Origin of the sequence: Flavobacterium chungangense LMG 26729 (assembly GCF_000735715.2) — a bacterium.
GTDB classification, from domain to species: Bacteria; Bacteroidota; Bacteroidia; order Flavobacteriales; family Flavobacteriaceae; genus Flavobacterium; species Flavobacterium chungangense.
This window is the reverse complement of sequence record NZ_JASY01000006.1, coordinates 50,094-69,806: the sequence shown is the minus strand read 5'-3', so window position 1 is coordinate 69,806 and position 19,713 is coordinate 50,094. Positions and strand designations below refer to the sequence as shown.

9 protein-coding genes are annotated in these 19,713 nt (G+C 36.3%); all 9 read right to left on the bottom strand.

Going from position 1 to position 19,713, the window contains the following annotated elements:
* Positions 1-93 precede the first annotated feature (93 nt).
* The 9 genes from JE46_RS12145 to JE46_RS12105 all read right to left on the bottom strand — a co-directional run bounded on the left by JE46_RS12145 (position 94) and on the right by JE46_RS12105 (position 19,703).
* Positions 94-3,249 carry a DUF6298 domain-containing protein gene (locus JE46_RS12145; RefSeq protein WP_031455558.1) on the bottom strand — a complete coding sequence of 1,052 codons (3,156 nt, stop codon included), beginning with the start codon at positions 3,247-3,249 and terminating at the stop codon, positions 94-96.
* Positions 3,250-3,336: 87 nt separating this feature from the next.
* A complete protein-coding gene (locus JE46_RS12140; RefSeq protein ID WP_031455557.1) occupies positions 3,337-5,037 on the bottom strand; it encodes a polysaccharide lyase in 1,701 nt (566 codons plus the stop codon).
* A gap of 102 nt (positions 5,038-5,139) precedes the next feature.
* Entirely contained in the window at positions 5,140-5,811 is a 672-nt protein-coding gene (locus JE46_RS12135; RefSeq protein WP_051872874.1) for a DUF3826 domain-containing protein, read from the bottom strand.
* 78 nt (positions 5,812-5,889) lie between these two features.
* Positions 5,890-7,599: a pectate lyase family protein gene (locus JE46_RS12130; protein WP_031455555.1), complete on the bottom strand. Its 1,710-nt coding sequence runs from the start codon at positions 7,597-7,599 to the stop codon at positions 5,890-5,892.
* 146 nt (positions 7,600-7,745) lie between these two features.
* Positions 7,746-9,773: a RagB/SusD family nutrient uptake outer membrane protein gene (locus tag JE46_RS12125; RefSeq protein ID WP_031455554.1), complete on the bottom strand. Its 2,028-nt coding sequence runs from the start codon at positions 9,771-9,773 to the stop codon at positions 7,746-7,748.
* A 16-nt stretch (positions 9,774-9,789) separates the two neighbouring features.
* Positions 9,790-13,158, bottom strand: coding sequence for a SusC/RagA family TonB-linked outer membrane protein (locus JE46_RS12120; protein WP_031455553.1), 3,369 nt, complete (start codon positions 13,156-13,158; stop codon positions 9,790-9,792).
* 848 nt (positions 13,159-14,006) lie between these two features.
* A complete protein-coding gene (locus tag JE46_RS12115; protein WP_031455552.1) occupies positions 14,007-14,999 on the bottom strand; it encodes a pectinesterase family protein in 993 nt (330 codons plus the stop codon).
* 89 nt (positions 15,000-15,088) lie between these two features.
* A complete protein-coding gene (locus JE46_RS12110) occupies positions 15,089-17,107 on the bottom strand; it encodes an aceric acid hydrolase (protein ID WP_031455551.1) in 2,019 nt (672 codons plus the stop codon).
* A 148-nt stretch (positions 17,108-17,255) separates the two neighbouring features.
* On the bottom strand, positions 17,256-19,703 hold the full coding sequence (locus JE46_RS12105) for a pectate lyase family protein (RefSeq protein WP_031455550.1): 2,448 nt from the start codon (positions 19,701-19,703) through the stop codon (positions 17,256-17,258).
* Positions 19,704-19,713 lie beyond the last annotated feature (10 nt).

Below are 19,713 nucleotides of genomic sequence, written 5' to 3'. Positions count from 1 at the left end.
TGAATTGTGTTTTTATTTTTTCTCACAGATTTAGCAGATAAGGCAGATTTAATTCTTAATTCTTAATTCTTAATTCTTATATATAATCTGTGGCTAATTTTTTTTCACTACGAATAAAACTTTTTCTTTTATTTCTGATTGCGGAATTACGACATGTTTTCCTCCGTTAATATTTGCTTTTTTAGCGATACTTCCATTGGAAGCATTGATTGTATATACCTCAAATGTTCCTTTTTGATTTGACAAATCGATTGAAACATCCTGCTGATCTTTTTTCAGATAAAAAAGATATGCGTTGCCTTTATTTTCCAGTGTCCAAAGGTTGTCTGAAAAAGTAGTTCCTGTTGCAAACTTCATACCAGATAGGGCAGAATGGAAGGAAGAAAGTTCAATTTTTGGAACATTTGGCAAAGAGCCTCCCGCCATTAAAACAGCCCAGCCAAATCGTGGTGCTCCCATAGTGGAATACAACACTGCTTTTTCCGGATATTTTTCACGGTATTCACGAACGGCTCTATAAACCTGGTCATCTGTTTCTTTGCCTGTTTTGATTTTTCTGGCGTGCTGGCGTGGGGCTAAATTCACTCCTCCTTCCGGAGCATAAAGCGTTCCGTCTTCTCTGTAATACCAATATTTGATATCGATCACATCAACTGTTTTGGCTCTTTCCACCTCATTTAAAATAGCATCCTGAACATCTTTTGTAGCACTCAAAGCTATTTTGGATTCATTTGGATGTGACTTTTCATAGTTCGCAATCACATCAATCCAGAATTGCATAAATGTTAAAGGACCTGTATATTCGGCACTTGTCATTTGCAGAACGTTAGCGTTATCTTTGAAATTTTCGATATTTTTCTCGATAAAGGCTTCATGTAATTTACGAATGTCTGCATTTTTTACATCATAGAATTGCTCTGCCAAGAAAATCCTTTTATCACCTGCATAAGGCGGAGGTTCTGGCAACCCCGTTGTGTTGATATTATTCGCCGGTCGCCACGGAGAACTTGCCCAGTGTGCGCCTGCTTCTAAAATATTATGCTGGAAATAGGCTTCGTTAATTAAAATCTTATTTTTTTGAGCTCCTAATTCGGCGAAGTTTTTCAAACGGCTCCAGTACCAGGCATTGTATCTCGTTAAATCGTATTTGCTTAAATGATCCCAGGCGATTCCCTGACCACTTCTGTCAAAAGGCTGTTCGTAAAACGGAGCCCAAACGTCAGGATCCATTCTTCGGATGCGTTCGTGGTCGGCCATTCGTTGTTCGTACCACAATCCGTAATTATGGTCAATAGCAATTTTGTTGTTTTCGACTAAATAGTTGACTGTTTCTTCCAGATTATCGGTGTAACCTACACCATAATGTCCGGGAACAAATCTTGTAATATGCGGTCTTGATTTTGAAATTTCAGACTCCCGCAAACTGCCTCTCCACCACGGAACATCAACTGTTTCTCCGGTAAGTATACCTTTTGAAGTAGTCAATAATCCATTCGTTACCGTAATTTTATCGGCATTGGAAACGATTTCAGTATTGGATTTTACTTCGTCAATGCGTTTGGCTTTGGCGTAATCAATCGAAATTGGATTTCTTGTTTTTGCTTTAGCGATGAATTCTTTTAAAGTTTCATTTAATTTATAGGCTTCGGCTGTTAAAGCTTTGGCTTGCTCTAATGTCGGGCTCGAAGAAGGTTCTGTACCTAAGTCCATTATTTGGGCATCCATTGGTGATTTGCCCAGACGCTGTTCAAGCAAAGCATAAAACAAGCTTCTCGGGCTAATGTGATTGTTCACGTCTTTCCAGTGTCCGTTTCCTGCCCATTGTGCCCAGACTCCAAATGCCCAGTTCTGAGCTGTTGGCGGACTGTAATTTTCTATTTTGGATGCCGAAGTTTCCCAGATAACACTATTGGCAACATTCCATCCTAAACCTCTTCCGTCCTGTTCTTTGTTTTTGAAACTGATAGCGTTTCCGTCAATTAAAGAAACATCAAAAAGGATTCCGGTTGCCCAGCTTCCGACAGATCCGCTGAAACTATATGGCAAATGTGATTCACATTGCAAAAAGACGTTTGGTCCAGCCGTAGCATAACCTCCGACCACAAAATCATTGTATCCAAATTCCGAATAGCATCTTTGAAATAAAGTCTGCTGTCCTTCGGTATAAAAAGTATTTCTTCTATGCGCTGCAATTTCCGAGATTGGGTTTAAAGCCAGACAATCTTCAACAGTGATTCTTTTTGCCGTTTTCAAAATAGAAACTGCACCGCCTGCAAACTGTTCAAAATTGACTTGTTTTACCCAGATATCTTCAGCATTTGCTATAGAAATTCCATACCATCTATGTTGTTCGTCTTTTGGATTTGTAGTATCGTAATCTGATTTCAATGTCAGGTTTTCAACACCTGAATTATTGATTCTGCCTGACCAGACATAATTTACGACAGTTGATTTTGATAATTCTTCATCTAAAGCATTTGTCAAAGGTGCATCAATCGTGATTTTATTTCCTTGAACATTTGTAATTTCCCTGTCTGCACGAATAACAAAATCGTCGGCTTTCCAGCCAATCCATCCGCTTTCTCCACCAAAATCATTCATTGATAAAACGTCAATCCAATTTTTGGTGATGGGTGTGTTGATTGTAATATGATCTCCTTTTTTTAGGGAAGTTCCATTTTTTACTGATAAAACTGTTGCTCCTAATGGTGTGAAATTATCAGCTAATTCAAATTTATCTTTAAAAACGGGATTGTTGATTCCGCTGATATTGATGATGGCGCTTCTGTTGATGGAAGTTCCTAAAAGAATTGTTCCGCTATTTCCTGCACCACTTCCCCTTAGTACAATTCCGCTTTCTGCAATATTGATTACACCCGAAATTTTAAAAGTTCCCTTGTCTAAAAGTACTGTTCCTTTAAAACCATTTTTATCGGTTTTTAATTTGGCAACATAATCTATGGCTGACTGAATTGTAGCTGTAGCATCACCATCGATGTGCGGAACAAAAGCTTTAATGGCTACGTCCGGAATAGCAACTGAAGAGACTTTATAACCGGCATACGAAAAATCAGGAATCTGGTTTCCTTTTGCATCAGCGGTACGCTCCAGTTTTCCTTCTTTCGATTTTGTAATATCAGGAAATGTGTTTTGTGCGTTAGTAATATTGGCACTAAAGAAAATAACAAAACAGGATAAAATGAGTAAATCCTGTTTTGTTATGATGTTTTTTAGCTGGATAAAATTCACTTTAAATTTTATTATAGATTATTCTTTTTAAATTGACCTGACAGTTTTTTTAATGCCGTCAGGTCTTATCAAACTAACTTAAAAAAACTATTGTAATAATATTTTTGATAATGTATCTTTATTATTTTCTGTTTTTGTCCAATCTGTTCTTCCTTTTGGATCTATACCGTTAAAATATTTTTCAATATTGGTATAACCATCACCATTTGAATCTTTATTTGCATCAGCTGCATCGTTTGGATTCATGCCAAATTTCTTTTCCCAGGCATCCGGGATTCCATCATTATCCGAATCTTTATAGGCTTTTCCTTTGTATTCCGGATAACCGCCTACCTGATCAGGATGTGTTATAATCCCTTTTTTATAGGAGTCAGCAGGTAATCTTCTCTTGATAAATTCTTTTCCGATTGTATTTTCCAAACCGTCTTTCACTTCTATTTTTCCGGTGCGAACCTGTTTAACGATTCTCTCATCAACGGCATCACGTTTTGGCAAAGTTGCTCCTGCATTTTCCAACACAAAATCATAAGTCTGATCTGCCTTCATAATAGAAATTGGTGGCGTTGGAAAAGCTTTGTTTTGTTTAATTTGAGCCAAAAAATCTTTGGTTACTTCAGGTGACAAATCTTCTAATTGCACACCTCCGTTCCAGTTATCGGCTGTTACTTCAGGAGAACCTACGATAAAGTTACCATCAACAAAGGCTTTTCCGTACTGTTTTGGACTAATATAGCCTGATTCCGGTTTGATGATTCTGTAACGAATCGGCTGATCAGTTGGCGTAATTGGCCCCGGTTTGAAATAATTATTGATAATGTTGTATTGCGAACGATAATCACCACCATCAAGCGTACGATTCCACCAATTGAAAACCACATTATTCACAAAGTTAAAACTTCCATACATTCCAACCGAGGCATTTCTCGAAATATTATCAGCCCATAAATTGCGAATAAACATACTATTTAAACCGCCGATTGTACTTCCGAAAGCGTGATTGTAAGTATCCAGACCTTCTGCTGAAATGGTATTCTGAATGGTTACATTCACAGCCGGCAGTTTTTCTAATTTTGATTTTTCATTCGCCTGAAATTGATGGCGGTACAACGAAATATTTTCGTCTAATCCCCAGCTCATGGAACAGTGATCAATAATTACGTTTCCGATTACGTTTCCTCCCAAAGCATCGTCACGACGGGTCACTTCGGTTTCTCCACGGCGAAAACGCATGTAACGAATAATAATGTCGTGTGTGTCTAATAAAACAGATTCTCCCGCAACGCAAATTCCGTCACCTGGTGCGGTTTGTCCCGCGATTGTGATGTAAGGTGCACGAACAGTAATTAGCTTTTTAAGGCGAATGATTCCCGAAACATTAAACACTACTGTACGGGCTCCAACGGCTTCGAGTGCTTCACGAAAAGTTCCTTTTCCACTGTCTTCTAAACTTGTAACAACAAATATTTTACCTCCTCGTCCACCTGGTGTTTGAGCTCCGCCACCCATTGCACCTGGAAAAGCAGGAATATCAGCATGAACTAAATCAGTTGGTAATGCCGCCCAGGGTACATAAGGACGTCCTTGCAATTCTTCGGCTTTGATGATGTGTTCATTGGCTTTCCAAATCTGATCCAAACGCTCACTTTCAGCTTTCATCATGGCATCGGTTTTTTCCTGAATTGGTTTTGGAATATCAGGATATTGCGCATAGGCTGATGAAAAAAGAGAACAAAAGGAAGCTACCATAATTGTTCTTCTAAGAGTGGTCTTTTGTAAATTGTTTTGCATGAGTGTTAATATGAAATTATTAGTTAGAATAGTTTGACACTGTTATTCGCAAAAGGTTTAACTTAAAAATGTTAAAAACACACTTATAAAGAAAAACAACAATTATTCCTTCTTTTTATTCTTTTCTTTTTCTGCAATACGTTTATTCCAGCCTTCACGCTCTTTAGTTAAATCATAGCCTTCTTTTGACAAATAATTGTTGATTCTTCCTTTGTATTTACCAAACCAGGCATGCTTTTCTTTTGATGAGCCACCATCCATGGCATGTTCTCTGGCTTCAACTAAAGCATCATAAATATATTTTTTTTGAGCTTCGTTTAAAGTAGGGATCATATCATTATAAGCGGTTACCGTAATTGGAAGTACGCCGTAAGTCATTCCGTCTTTTACTTCAGTGATTTTCGCTTCGTTTAATTGAGTTGCTAATTTTTTTAAATAGGCTTTATGCAGTTTATCAATTGACTTGTCTGCATTTGCTTTTAGCTTATCGATTTTCTCATTTTGCTTTTCTTTAGCTAAAGTAGTATCGTCTTTTACCTTTTTGATTTCAGCATCTCTTGTGTCCTGAATTTTACTTAAATCACGGAATTGCTGCGCAATAATATTATTTACAGCGTTTTCTTTTTCCTTATTGTTCAAAGCTAATTTTTCGACAATTTTTGAAGCTCTTTCATTGGTAACCTTGATGTATTCTGGATCTGCATATTGTTGTGCGCTTAATTTGCAAAAGGCAAAAAGCAAAAACAATGCACCTAATTTCTTAATTGATGTCATTTTATTTATTTTTTAGTCTAAAGTCAAAGGTCATAAAGTCGAAAGTTTATCTCAAGGTTTATGACCTAACTTCACTTTTTATTTTAAGTCTAACAAAGGTCTTACCAAAGTTTCTTTGTTGTTGGCTAAATCAGTCCAGTCTACTTTGATAGCCGGGTTTACACCGTTGATGTAATCTTCGATATTTGAATATCCATCACCGTTTAAATCTTTTTTAGCGTCAGATGGGTCTTTTGGATCTAAACCATATTTTTTCTCCCATGCATCCGGCATACCGTCTTTGTCTGTATCAACATAAGGTTTCCCTTTGTATTCAGGATATCCTCCTACTTGTGAAATATCTGTGATAATACCTTGCTTGTACGAATCCATCGGTAAACGTCTGTGTTCGAATTGGTAGAAAGTCTTTTTCTCTAAACCTTTTGCATATTCTGGAGTTCCTGTTTTTACAGTTCTTACGATTCTTTCGTCAACTTTATCTCTGACTGGTAATGTTGCACCTACATTTTTCAAAACAAATTCATAAGCATCTTCTGCTTTCATAATTGGACGGAACCAAGGCATTGGGAAAGGTCTGTCGCTTTTCATTTTATCGAAATACGTTTTAGCTTCATCATAACCCATTAACTCTCCTTTTTTGTTTTCGATCTGGATACCACCATCCCAGTTGTCTTTGGTTACTTTTTCGTTACCATTCACTATGTTTCCTGTTACATACGCTCTACCAAAAACCATATAAGACAATTTACTTCTCCCTGATTCCGGTTTTAAGATTCTGTAGCTGATTGGTTCGTTTAAATTAGTAACAGGTCCCGGTTTGTAAAAGTTATTGATAATGTTATAGTTTGCAGTGTAATCACCTCCATCTGTTGATCTGTTGTACCAATTGTACACTACATTATTTACGAAATTGAAAATTCCGTTCCAACCAATTGAAGGATTTCTACCTGCATTGCTCGCCCACATATTTCTCATGAAAGAGCAATTTTCTCCACCTAAAGTACTTCCGAAAGCGTGGTTGTAGGTATCCAAAGCTTCTCCAAATAAACTGTTTTGGATTGTGATATTCACAGTAGGTTTCTTTTCGTCTGGATAGCCTGCACCAGGGCTGTACATATGTCTGTACATAGACATATTTTCGTCTAATCCCCAGGTTGCAGAAACGTGATCGATCATAATATTTCCAACAGGGTTTCCTCCAATAGAATCATCTCTGCGTCCTACGAAAGTTTCACCTCTACGGAAACGCATATGTCTGATAATAACATCATGAGTATTGATCCAAATAGATTCTCCTGCTACACAAATACCGTCACCAGGAGCAGTTTGACCTGCAATAGTGATATAAGGTGCACGAATGATTAACGGCGTTTTGATTCTGATAATTCCTGATACATTGAAAACAATGATTCTGGCCCCGCCTTGCTCGCAAGCTTCACGTAAAGTTCCAGCTCCTCTGTCTTCAAGACTTGTAACGGTGTAAACATTACCGCCACGACCTCCATAAGTATACATACCTCCTCCTTCAGCTCCTGGAAAAGCAGGTATAGATGCCTGTGGTAAATCGTTTGGTCTTGATGCCCATGGAATAAAAGGCTTACCATGTTTTGCTTCTTCTTCAATAATAACTAATGCTTTTTCCCAGGCTTCATCAGAGCGCTTATCCGCTTCATCTATAAAAGCTTTTGATTGCGCAGCCATTTCAGGACTTATTTTTGGGTATTGAGCGAAGCATTTTGCATTCCCTAAAACCAACAGCGATAAGATAAATAGTGCTGAATTTTTCATGTTAATTTTAATTTTGGTAATTCTTTTTAAACAAATCACCTGTATCTTTTTGAGGGAATACAGGTGAAAAGTCTATTTTTAATGTTAACGTTTTATTAAGATATTAATAAAAATGCCTGAAATATCAGGCACTTTTAATTTATAAATTATTCTTGATAGTTGTAAGTTCCTGCTGCTCCATTAGCATCTTTCCATCCGATAGTTTGAGTCAACCATGTATTATTTGCTAATGTTGCCTGATTAAGCCCCATTATATAATAATTTGGTCTCCATAAAATATTAGTTGCTACACCGCCAGCATTATCCATAGCTGTTGGAGGAGAACGGAATTCAAAATTAGTTTTATAAAAAGTTTCTAAGGCCAGAATTTGAGCTTCAAAATTTGTAGCATCCGGATCAACTGAAATAGAAGCACGGGCAGCAGCCAGAGGGTCTGTACCAACAGCACTAGTTCCGTTTTTATAATGCAGGTAATTACCAACACGCTGAGTACCGTTTATTACAGGAATACCAAGTTTAGTATTTGTTGCATCATTAATTGAAGCATCATCACTGTAAAGCATCCATCTTTGAATATCCCAGAAACGTTTCCCTTCGTAAGCCAGCTCTACTCTGCGCTCATATAAACAAGCTTCAAGAGCTGCGTATTTATCAGCCGGTGTTCCAATCCCATAATTATCAGCAGGTTCAATACCTACACGACTTCTTATTTTTTTCAAATACACTAAAGTATTTGGGATATCACCTTTAGCGGCATAACATTCAGCAATATTCAGTATCAGCTCGGCAAAACGATATTCAATGATATCTGTTCCTGAAAATTGGAAGTTACTTGTATTACCCACTGTTGGACTTGACATTTTACGAACAAAAGCAGGACTTGGAACATCATTACCCATACTAAAACCAAAAGTATTAGCATTAGTAGGGCTAGTCCAACGATAGGCCCATACTGTTGGTGCCGTCACATGAACTGCAGGAAGTGCAATATTATTATTATATGGCCAATAACTTCCTGAGAATGCAAAAGTTCTGTAAAAACGTGGGTCACGATTTTTAAAAAATGCTAATTCATCGTAATTATATTTAGTAGAAGCTGTTGGGCGCTTCCCATCTTTCATTGGAAATAAATCAATCATTCTTTTTGGAGCATCTACACCTCCACCAGCAACACCACCCTGACTTGTAACTCGCATAGATCGTTCCCAGGAACCGTTTGAACTAACACCTAAATTACCATTAGACAAAAGACGAACAGTAATTGCTTCAGGGTTAAAAACATTGTCAAAGTTATAGAACATCTTTGCCCAGTCGCTTGCTGATGCACCATACAAATTATTTCCTCCTGCCATACATTGAGTTTCAGCTTCTAAACTTGCCTGCAAAGCTTTGTCCCAGCGTTCTGTTGAAGTATCCCAGTTTTTATTAAACAAAGGGCTTGCGTAAGTTAACAATACTCTTGACTTTTGAGCCAATGCTGCACCTTTTGTAAAACGCCCGTAATCTGATGCTCCCCATGTTGGCGGCAATAAACTGGCTGCTAAATCTAAATCACTTACGATTTGATTTACTACCTCAGTTACAGTCGCTCTAGGATGTTTTGTTACAGGATCTGTTGAATTTGCCTGTTCTACCTTTGTTACTATTGGAACACCGCCATATGTACGCATTAAATCAAAATACTGAATAGCACGTAAATAGTACATCTGACCTTTTACTCTATCACGGAAAACTTGCGACAAATTAGCTCCTTTACTATCCAGATTTTCTAAAATGATGTTACACTCTCTAATTCTTGTATAAGGTTCATTTCTATTTGTATCACCTAATACGGTTCCAAAATAATTTGGTGTATCAGCTGGATTTTCCCATGTAAAATTTGGATTAATCAAACTTTTATCATTCGCACTATTAGACATACCTCCAACTTCCTCTGTATAAGATGCCTGAGTAGTTGCAAATGAGCCTACCACAGATCCCATAGGAGATTTGTAAGCATCGAAATAATCATAATACATGTTACCCACAAACCAGTTCACACGCTCCTCACTCTGAAAGAACTCATCATCAAAATAGGAATACTGTTTTTTCTCTTCCAAAAAATCATCACTGCACGAAACTCCAAATACAAGTAAAAGTGCTAATGATAGATATATATTAATCTTTGTTTTCATATTTTTTAAGTTTAAATTAGAATGTAACATTCAAATTAATTGACCATGTTCTAAGTGTAGGATATCTTGAAGAAGAATTATCATACATGTTACGATAGTGATCCGGATAAGGATTGTACAAATCCCAAAGGTTGTTTCCGGTAACTCCTAAAGTAGCTCTTTGAATATTTATCTTTTTAAGAGCTTCTTGCGGAAGGTCAAATCCTACTGTAAGGTTTCTAACAACACATCTAAAATTACTAACTTCCCAAAAATCTGATGGTGCAAAAGCGCTATCCGACTGAGCCATATTAGGATATTTTCCGTCAGGGTTATCAGTAGCATCATACATATCATTCCAAAAAGTTTCATGAGCCCAGTCATTATGAGCTGAAGAAGTACCCTGTTTAACTAAATCAATAGAATTATATCCTCCCCATGAAGTTGAAATTTGTGTTCTAAAGTAAACAGATTTATACTTCATTCCTAAATTGCTAGTAAAACCATATGTTCTGTTATTATTAGCTAATTTTGCATAATCTAAATTTCTGGCAATTTGACCATCAGCCGGTGCCTGAGTTTTAGTTATTCCATCATATGCCCCTCCTAAATCCTGATAAGCCAGCATTCCTTTTCTCATTCCTGAAATATTATTTACTCCCAAGTAATTAGGTACTCCTCCAACAGCTGTTGCATTTGCTGTTAAATAATTCCAGTAGTTGGTAACGTCCTCGTCAGTACGTAAAATTCCATCTTTTGTTGAAGTTCCATTCCATGTCTTAAAGCCCCACACCGGTGTAAAAGTCGAATACCCTTGTTGAACTGTGTTTAAAGATGGATGTTGTGAAGGTACATCTATATATTTGGTATATTCATTATCATTAAAACTAAAATTCACTCCTACATTGTAGCTAAGATCTTTTTTAATTTTATCATTCCAGTTTATACTAAACTCTGTACCCCAGGCATCAATACCTCCATAATTTTGTTCTGCAAGAGCACCCCCAACAGAAATTGGAGTTCCTGCCTCACCTGCTATACTCATTAGGACATCTGTGTTTTTGTCATAATAATAATCTGCAGTAATTTGCAACCTGTTCTGTAATAAAGTTAAATCAATGCCAAAGTTTTGTTTCAGTGTATTATCCCACGTCATATATGGATTTGCAGTAGGTCTAGGAGTCAGTGCCCCACCTAAAGTTCCACCTGCAGATCCAAATTGATATCCTTTGTCAACAGTTGTATCATAAAGGGTTAACCAACGCCATGGCTTAACATTATCTTTACCCGTTTTACCAATTGAATAACGTAATTTTAAGTTATCAATCCATGATACATTATTTGTAAACCAATCTTCTTTAGATACAACCCAACCTAATTGAGCTGAAGGGAAAAATGCTGAATAGTTATCAGGTGAAAATTTTGTAGAAGAATCCGTTCTAAAAAGCAATTGCACTAAATATCTGTCTTTAAAACTATAATTAAGACGTCCCATATTAGAAAGCGTTCCTGCTTCACCTTTTAATCCTTGTGAGTTTGTAGTAAGCGTACCTGCTGTAAGATAATCCCCTAAATAGTCTTTTGAAGTATTTTCATAAGCTAAACGAGTTGATTTATAATTGGAATCCGAACGTTCCACGCCAAACATTGCCTCAATATTATGATTTCCAAAAGTTCTGGCATAATTGATAAAAAAGTTAGTCTGAATCAATTTATCAGAACTTGAATTATAATAAACTCTTGAACCCCGGACATTGGTTTCTAAAGCATAATCTCCAGTTGAACCAAAAACAGGGTTAGCTGAAGACGCCAAATGTCTATTGGCCAACTCATAACCTTTAATACGAACTAAATCATATGGTAACTGCATTTGTTCAGAATTACTACTAGACTGGCTTCTTGCATAACTTCCTTTAAGAGATAATCCTTTTACAAAAGGTACTTTATAATTTAAAGACAAGTTAACATTGTATGAAAAATCTTCATCAGTTTGTTTTCCACTGTCTAAAGTTGCAAAATAATTCCATCCTGCAATAGTTGTATTGGCATTTGCGCTTCCTAAATTACGGTCTGAACGGGCAATTGGAGACAACCAATAATCTACTCCGTCAACAGTTGTCTGCCATGGAACATATTTTGGCATGTGCAGTAAGTAACCATAATCTGCCTGTTCTCCAGATGTAAGAGAACCAAAACTGCTGTCATTTAAATTTGCTGAAGATTTAGTGAATGATTTTTCATTATCTACCGTATTTGCAGAAATCGAAGCAGAGAAATCTAAACCACTTGCCACTTTAAGTGTAGTACCTGTACGGAAATTCCATTTTTGATAATCCTGATCACCAAGATTGGCATCCTGAGTAAAATAAGTTATACCTGCAAAATACGTCGCTTTATCAGTTCCTCCACTAGCAGAAAGTGATTGTCTTTGCTGCACGGCTGGTTTCCATGCTTTATCAAGCCAGTTATAATCTAAACCTTTCATTTCTTCCAACTCTGCATCTGAGAAATATATAGCAGGATTGGCAGTTGGATTAGCCTGATTAGTAGATCTTAAAAATCTGTTTTTCCAGATACCATGCTCATACGCATTCATTGTTTTACTATGACTTACAGCATCATTAAATGAGTATTGACTGTAGTATGTAAATTTCAAATTACCTTTCTGACCTCTTTTTGTTTTTACAATTACAGCTCCCTGAGAGGCACGTGAACCGTAAATAGCAGCAGAACCGTCTTTTAACACTGTTATACTTTCAATCTCTGAAGGATCTAATCTGTTAAAAGTTTCCAATGTTGGTTTACCATCAGATGGATCTATTTGAACCATATCGTCAATTACAATCAAAGGTATAGTTGAGTTTCCATCTTTCGTTAAACCAAAAGTCTGACGTATCTGAATAGTCCCAGCATCTCCAGGACGTGTAGAACCTCCAGATACAGTAAGACCCGGAGTTAAACCTCTCAATGCCTCAGACAAATTTGATACAGGTAAATCCTGAATATCATCAGGTTTTATAGTAGCAATAGCTCCTGTAACATTATTCTTCTTCTGTGTACCATAGGCTACAACCACAATGTCATCTAATACATTAGAATCCTCTTGCATTTTAGCATCAAGATTGGTACGACCATTTAAAGGAATTTCCATTTTCTTCATTCCAATAAAAGAAAAAACTAATGTTGCACCTGGCTTTACATTAATTTCATATCTACCACTAAAATCTGTACTTACAGAGTTTTTGGTAGATTTTTCGGTTACGTTTACTCCCGGCACAAGTAAACCTGTGGGATCAGTAACAGTACCTGTGATCTTAATTTGACTGCCTGCAGTCTGGGCATAAGTAACAATGCTCATCAAGGCAAACAGAATAAAACTACATCTTTTGATAAGTGTTTGTTTCATAAATCTTTGATTTAGTTAGATTAATAGTTAGGTTAGTTTAGTTTATAAAAATGTATTTTTATTGTTGTTGAAAAATGCTGTATTTATACGGCTGTTAAATACCTTCAAAATTTTAAACGTTAAAACTACATTTATTACTTGGTTTCAAAAATATAATGATTGAAAATCACAACTGTCCTGTGGCATCCTGCTTCGATATTATCATCAAAAAAATTCCAGTAAAAAAACTATATCATCAAAAAAATGTAAGACAAAATAGAATAACACTAAAAAAAATGAGGAAATTTTAAATATAACAATACACAAATAAAATAAGTAAGAAAAAACACCCACAAATAGAGAGGTTTTAGCAAAGACATTAAAAAAACAGTAATTTAATTTAATTTTTTCATCCTAAAACATTGTAGGAAATCGATTTCTTTTAGTTAAAAATCTTACAAAAAATAGCATTTAGGGCTAATAAAAAAAAATAAAAAAATTTATAAAAAAAATAAAAAATAACTTTTATATAGGTTAATACTTATTAATGTGTTTTAAGATTTATCGTAAGTTTTGAGTGTTAAGACTATAACAACATTAATAAAGAATTATAGTCCGTTTAAAACTGTACTTCTTCATTCCCTTAAACGCTAATCTGTCTACTTTTCTTTCCTGAAGTCTGAAAATGAGTATTGCCTTTTTCCAAAAAGAAAAGCAGGAAAATGACCTGCTTCAAAGTTCTTAAAATGTTTTAGAGTTACATACACCTGACCTTTATTAGTAAAAAAGTTGATAGACAGTTTTTTATAGACTTAAAAACTAATATTGAAAATAAAATGGTTGTAAGTATTTAATAATTATGATCATGTTTAATTTTTAGGATTCCAGCCATTTAATACCTTTTCTAAACCGTACTTTTTTAGATCAGATTTTTTCAATTGATGTGACCAGAAAACTCTTTTAGACATATCTTTTGCGCCCTCCCCTTTACTGCCTGATTCTGCATAATAAACCGTTTTTTCCTTGTCAGGGAAATTTTTATCACCTTTCCATGGATTCCAGCCCTCGGGAATAATATGTGCGCCCAATTCTGCATTGATAAACACTGTTTTTGCAAAAGGTCTCCACGGACGTCCGAGAAAAACCTTATCTACAGAATTGTCTTTTGCTGTAAGTTTGCAATCCACAAAAACAAATCCGTATTTATCTTCCTGAGTCGTTGATGCCGCCGTAACATACGAATTACTTAAACTTTCAATAGTACAATTGTAAAAATAAGCTGTTGCAGCACCAAAAATAAAATCGACAGTACCACTGATATAACAGTTTTCAAAATAATTTCGGGTTCCTCCTTTTGCTAAATACAATGTATCCTGATTTCCTAAAACTGAACAGTTTTTCACTGAAACCCGATCGCCTTCAGTATGCAGAGCCACTGCCTGACCTACTTTACCAGCGGTATTTTCTATAGTCAGATTTTCTACCGAACAATCATTTCCCTGAACTAATAAAGTATAAGACGTATAAGTACTAAATTTGGTATCTCCCGTAACGTCAATCCCTCTGAAGGGTTTTCCGGAATAATCGTTGTATGAAATAATCGTCTTTTCTCTGTCTGAACCTTTTAAAGTAATATTTCTTTTAAAAGCCGGAATTACCACTTTTTCATTATAAGTACCCTCTTTTATTAAAATTACAACTCGTTTTTCGGCATGATCTCTCACTTTATTAATCGCCTCCTGTATTGTTTTAAAATCTCCGGATCCATCCTGTGCCACAGTTAATTCAAATCGGTTATCTGTTGTTTGCGCTAATGATAAAGCAGATATAAATGCTAAAAATAAAGTAACAATATATTTCATAAGGTTTTATTTTTTAACCATGTAAATTATATAACATTCTTTAAGTTTTAAAAAACAGAACTTATATGACTTATATGGTAAATTATTTTTTAATGAGAAAGCCACACAGACATTTCGCCTTTTCCGTGATTTCCCCATGCAAAATAAGGAATTAATTTGATACTGTATTCCTTGTTGTCTTTTGTAGAAATAGGTTTGTACAATTTTTTATCCCATGAATTATCGGGAGTAATTGATGAACTGGCAGTTATACTCAACAATTCTCTATTGTCTATTTTTATAAAATTTGTAGTGAATTTAGAATTCAAATCCAAAACAACATCATTTACTTTTACATTTGCCGGAAGTTTATTCGATTCTAAACAATATACAATTGGTCCTCTTTTTACGGCAACCTGATTTTTTACTTCTTCTACCAATGGATTTGCCTGCATCAGTTGTACCGGCATTGGAATATTCAATTCGATGACATCTCCCTTTTTCCATTGTTGTACTAATTTTTGGTACGAACCTGAAACTACTGTCTCATTTATATTTTTGCCATTAACTGAAATAGTTGTCCCCTGACTCCAGCCCGGAATCCTCAATAAGAAAGCGTAAATATCTTTAGGAGCTTTTATGATTTTCAACATAACTTTTCCATCCCACGGATAATTGGTTTGTTGTTCAATTTCAATTTTTTCTCCGGAAAGCGTAATTGAATTCAAATTATTACTTCCGTATAAATTCACATATAAACCTTCTTTCGAAAAGTTATAAGCATAATTGCTCACCTCAGCAATGGTTCTGGTTACGTTTGGCGCACAGCAGTTTGACAAAGCGATGTAGCCTTCGCGTTCTTTGCTCCATCTTTGTTTGAAAGGCAAATCTTTAGAAACATTCAGCGGATTGTTATAAAAGAATTCTTTTCCTTCCAGACTGATTCCTGACAAAACACTATTGTATAAAGCTAATTCCACAATATCCGCATATTTGGCATCTCCTGTAATCTGAAGCATTCTCCAGTTCCACAGCACATTTCCAATATTAGCACAGGTTTCGGTATGAGCTGTAGCATTTGGCAATTGGAAAGGTCTTCCGTAGGCCTGATGAATTTTTTGCACATCGGTTGGATTATACGAAGTTCCGTCTGGAGAAACCCCGTCATACAAAGAACCGCAGGCTCCTGTGATATACATTTTTCTATACGTTACATCATCCCAGATTGATTCCAGGTTATCCAGTAATTTTTTCTCTCCGGTTTCTGCGTATAAATCGGCGACACCTGCGTACAGGTAATTAGCCCGTACGGCGTGACCCATTGCTGTAGTTTGCTGTCTAAACGGAATTCTGTCCTGATTGTCATCGGTACCATCATCTGTAGTTCCTCTAATATCAATCAGATTATTGGCCAATTCCAGATATTTTGGATTTTTAGTAGTGCGGTACATTTCGACAATTCCCATATAATGAGATGGACAAATTGCATTTCTTGCCAATTCCGGTGAAGCTTTTTTGTAGAAATCATATAGAAAATCGGCAACGCCTTTGGCAATGTTTAAGAAATTAGTTTTCCCTGTCGCCCGGTAATGAATACAGGCCGCAGTCATCAAATGCCCCATATTGTATTTTTCGAAACCCAATTGTTTTTTCACTTCTTCAGGTCCAAGCGTTCCCCAGCGTTCATCGATTAGAACCGGTGTGTGCAGATAGCCGTCTTTTCGCTGTGCTTTCGCAAAAAGTGCAATGGCTTTATCCATTTCTGCATCGAGTTTTTTATCTTTAGTAACTGCATATGTCGCTGCCATTCCTTCAAAAATTTTATAAAAATCTCCATCATGAAAAGAAGGTCCTTTGAAAGTTCCTTTGCTTTCTCCCGCTGCAATTTCGAAGTTTTTGTAAGCATGCGAAACCTCATCATTATGATACAAGTCCCACATATAAGGTAATGTATTCTGGGTTTCAACATCAAATTGTTCTTTCCAAAAACCGTTTGTCCATTTTACATCCTGCAAACCTACACTCTGTAATTTAGAATAAGGGCTTTCAGAATTGGCTACCAAACCTTTGTTTTGGGCAAAAATTACTGTTGAAAGGAATAAAGACGATATGAGAATGTGCTTTTTCATTTGATATATTTTTTTATCTGCCTGATCTGCTAAATCTTCGGGAGGTTAATTTTTCTCGCAGATTTAGCAGATTTGGCTGATTATTTTTTTGCTTTTAAATTGAAATCTGAGCAAATTTCTTAAATCAAATCTGCTTCAAATCTTTCTATTATTTCACAAGGAAATTAATTTTACGGCTCATTGTATCGCCATCTGCATCTTTAACTGTTAATACAAAAGATGCTAATCCTGGTTCAATAGGCGTAAACTGAACTTCTTTTCCTTTTAAGACTACTCTCCCATTAGTAAGATCGGAAAAAGTAAATACCGGGGTTGTTTCGTAACCTTTAAAATAGTCTGCAGCATTTAAAACTGTTTTCTCACCCGATTTTATAAAGAAATGCGGCTGTGCCATCCAGTCTAAATAATTATCTAATTGCGTAAATCCGTCTTCATCTAAATCTAAATTCGCATCTGAAAAATCTCCTGCTTTAGAATTTTCGTTTAAACTGAATGCTTTTTCCCACCAGTCCGGCAAACCATCATGATCGGTATCCCAGTCTGCAGGACGGGTTTCTGAAGCAAACTCAGGCCATCCACCCGCATCTGATTCATTATCGATCATACCACCCAAACCACTTTTGCTTCCTTTATAAGTAAAAGTTCCTTTTAAAGTTTCCTCTATGATTCGGTTATCGTGTTTATCAAAAAAAGGCTGATTCGCACCAACATCCGAAAGTACATTTTTATAAGCTCCTTTTGCTGATTCCGTATTTACATAAGATTCGAAGAAAGGCTTATCTACAAACGTTTCGTATTCTACAATTTCTTTATTGGTAACGGTCATTTTTCTTCCCTTATCCTGAGATTTCTCATCGAAGTATCCCGGCATTACATTTCCATCAAAGAAATAACGCTGCATTCCTTTTCCAACTCCTTCGTGCTGTGCATTTAGTGCTACAAAAATATCTGTTGAAGCGCCAGGCTTGTAGTAATTGTTCACAAAATTAACTTCGTTTGCTCCACCGTCAGTAGTTCTTTTTCCCCAGTTGTAAACGACATTGTTTCGAATATCAATTCTTCCGGTATAAAATCCGTCACCGCTTAAACCACCTCCAATACTCCAGTTACGTCCATAATTGTGTGCCAGTAAATTGTGGTGAAAACTTCCAATATCGCCACCAATTGTTGCTGCATATCCGTGCATTTTCCCGGCTTCGTATTTATCGTGTCCGGCAACGTTCAGGGCTTCTGAAATTAAAGTCCTTTGTAATGAAATATGATGTGCTCCTCTTGAACTGAATGATTCATCAATCGTCCAGCTGATAGAACAGTGATCGATTATACTGTAATCAGCACCCGTTAATCCCATTCCGTCAAAAGTCGTTCCACCACCAATTCGAACTTTCAAAAAGCGGATTACACCATCATTCCAGGTAAGGCCAATTGGTGCACGGCTAATCGTAATTCCTTCTCCAGGAGCTGTCTGTCCGGCAATAGTGATATAGGGCTGATTCACTACTAGTCTTGATTTCAACTGTATATTTCCCGAAACATTAAAAACGATTGTTCTCGGTCCGATTTCCTGATTGATAGCGTCACGCAAACTTCCCGGTCCGTCATCATTAAGATTGGTTACTTCAACCACTTTTCCGCCACGGCCTCCAACTGCAAAACGCCCATAACCTTCTGCTCCCGGAAAGGCCAATTGTGCCGGTTTGAATGACCAGACATTTCCTAATGTAACATTTCCTTTAGCATCTACTTCATCAACACGCCAATAGTAAGTTGAACCGCTGTATAAATCAACAACTGGAAACGTCCTGTCAGTTAATTTTCCTTTGAATTCTTTTGAAGATTCAGTAGCATTAGCAACAGCATTTTTATCTTCTCCAAAAAACAATTTATGCGCCACCGCATTTTTTGAAGCTTCCCATTCCAACAAAACCTTTTTATCAACTGTAACGACATGCTCATTTGCATTTTCCGGTTTTGGAGAACGCGCCTGATTCATCAAGTTCGGCGTATCAACTTCAAAACCATTAATTACAATCTGCTTAACAATATCCGGATTTGTGGTCGGATCAATTTCAAAGCGTATAACGACTTCTTTCGATTTTACAGCATTAAAAGAAATATATGCCATAGAAGCATCAGCCTTGGCATTGGCTCTCTGGCTGGCATTCACAGTTTCTGCCAGTTTTCCGTTTACAAATATTTTTATTGGTGAAAATGTTTTTCCTGTAATGACATCAAAAGCATTATGAAACGTCAGAAGCGTATGTTTTCCTGGCTTTAATCCACTGATTTTTAATTCCAGATTTTCGGCTGTAACCAGACCGTCACTGCCTAATCTGTTATAATAAGGGGCATTCATCCCGACTTTATACCATTTTGAAGTAAAATTTCCTTTTAACTTAAATGTTAAACTATTAAAAGTTTTTTGGTCTTCTTTCATTTCATTTACAACCCACGAATCATAACCCGGAGCGTGAACTTCTTCCAGTCTTCTCTGAAAAAAATCAAAATCTACTTTTACAATTTGCTTATTCTGTGCCTGCCCATTGGCTGTTAAAAGCATTGCCAATGCAGCTGTGCTAAATAATTTCTTTATCATTTGATCGGTA

Bases quoted from the DNA above. Each gene is read 5' to 3' on its own strand.
- JE46_RS12140 (WP_031455557.1), bottom strand. From the start codon at position 5,037: ATGCAAAACAATTTACAAAAGACCACTCTTAGAAGAACAATTATGGTA.
- JE46_RS12135 (WP_051872874.1), bottom strand. From the start codon at position 5,811: ATGACATCAATTAAGAAATTAGGTGCATTGTTTTTGCTTTTTGCCTTT.
- JE46_RS12130 (WP_031455555.1), bottom strand. From the start codon at position 7,599: ATGAAAAATTCAGCACTATTTATCTTATCGCTGTTGGTTTTAGGGAAT.
- JE46_RS12125 (WP_031455554.1), bottom strand. From the start codon at position 9,773: ATGAAAACAAAGATTAATATATATCTATCATTAGCACTTTTACTTGTA.
- JE46_RS12120 (WP_031455553.1), bottom strand. From the start codon at position 13,158: ATGAAACAAACACTTATCAAAAGATGTAGTTTTATTCTGTTTGCCTTG.
- JE46_RS12115 (WP_031455552.1), bottom strand. From the start codon at position 14,999: ATGAAATATATTGTTACTTTATTTTTAGCATTTATATCTGCTTTATCA.
- JE46_RS12110 (WP_031455551.1), bottom strand. From the start codon at position 17,107: ATGAAAAAGCACATTCTCATATCGTCTTTATTCCTTTCAACAGTAATT.
- JE46_RS12105 (WP_031455550.1), bottom strand. From the start codon at position 19,703: ATGATAAAGAAATTATTTAGCACAGCTGCATTGGCAATGCTTTTAACA.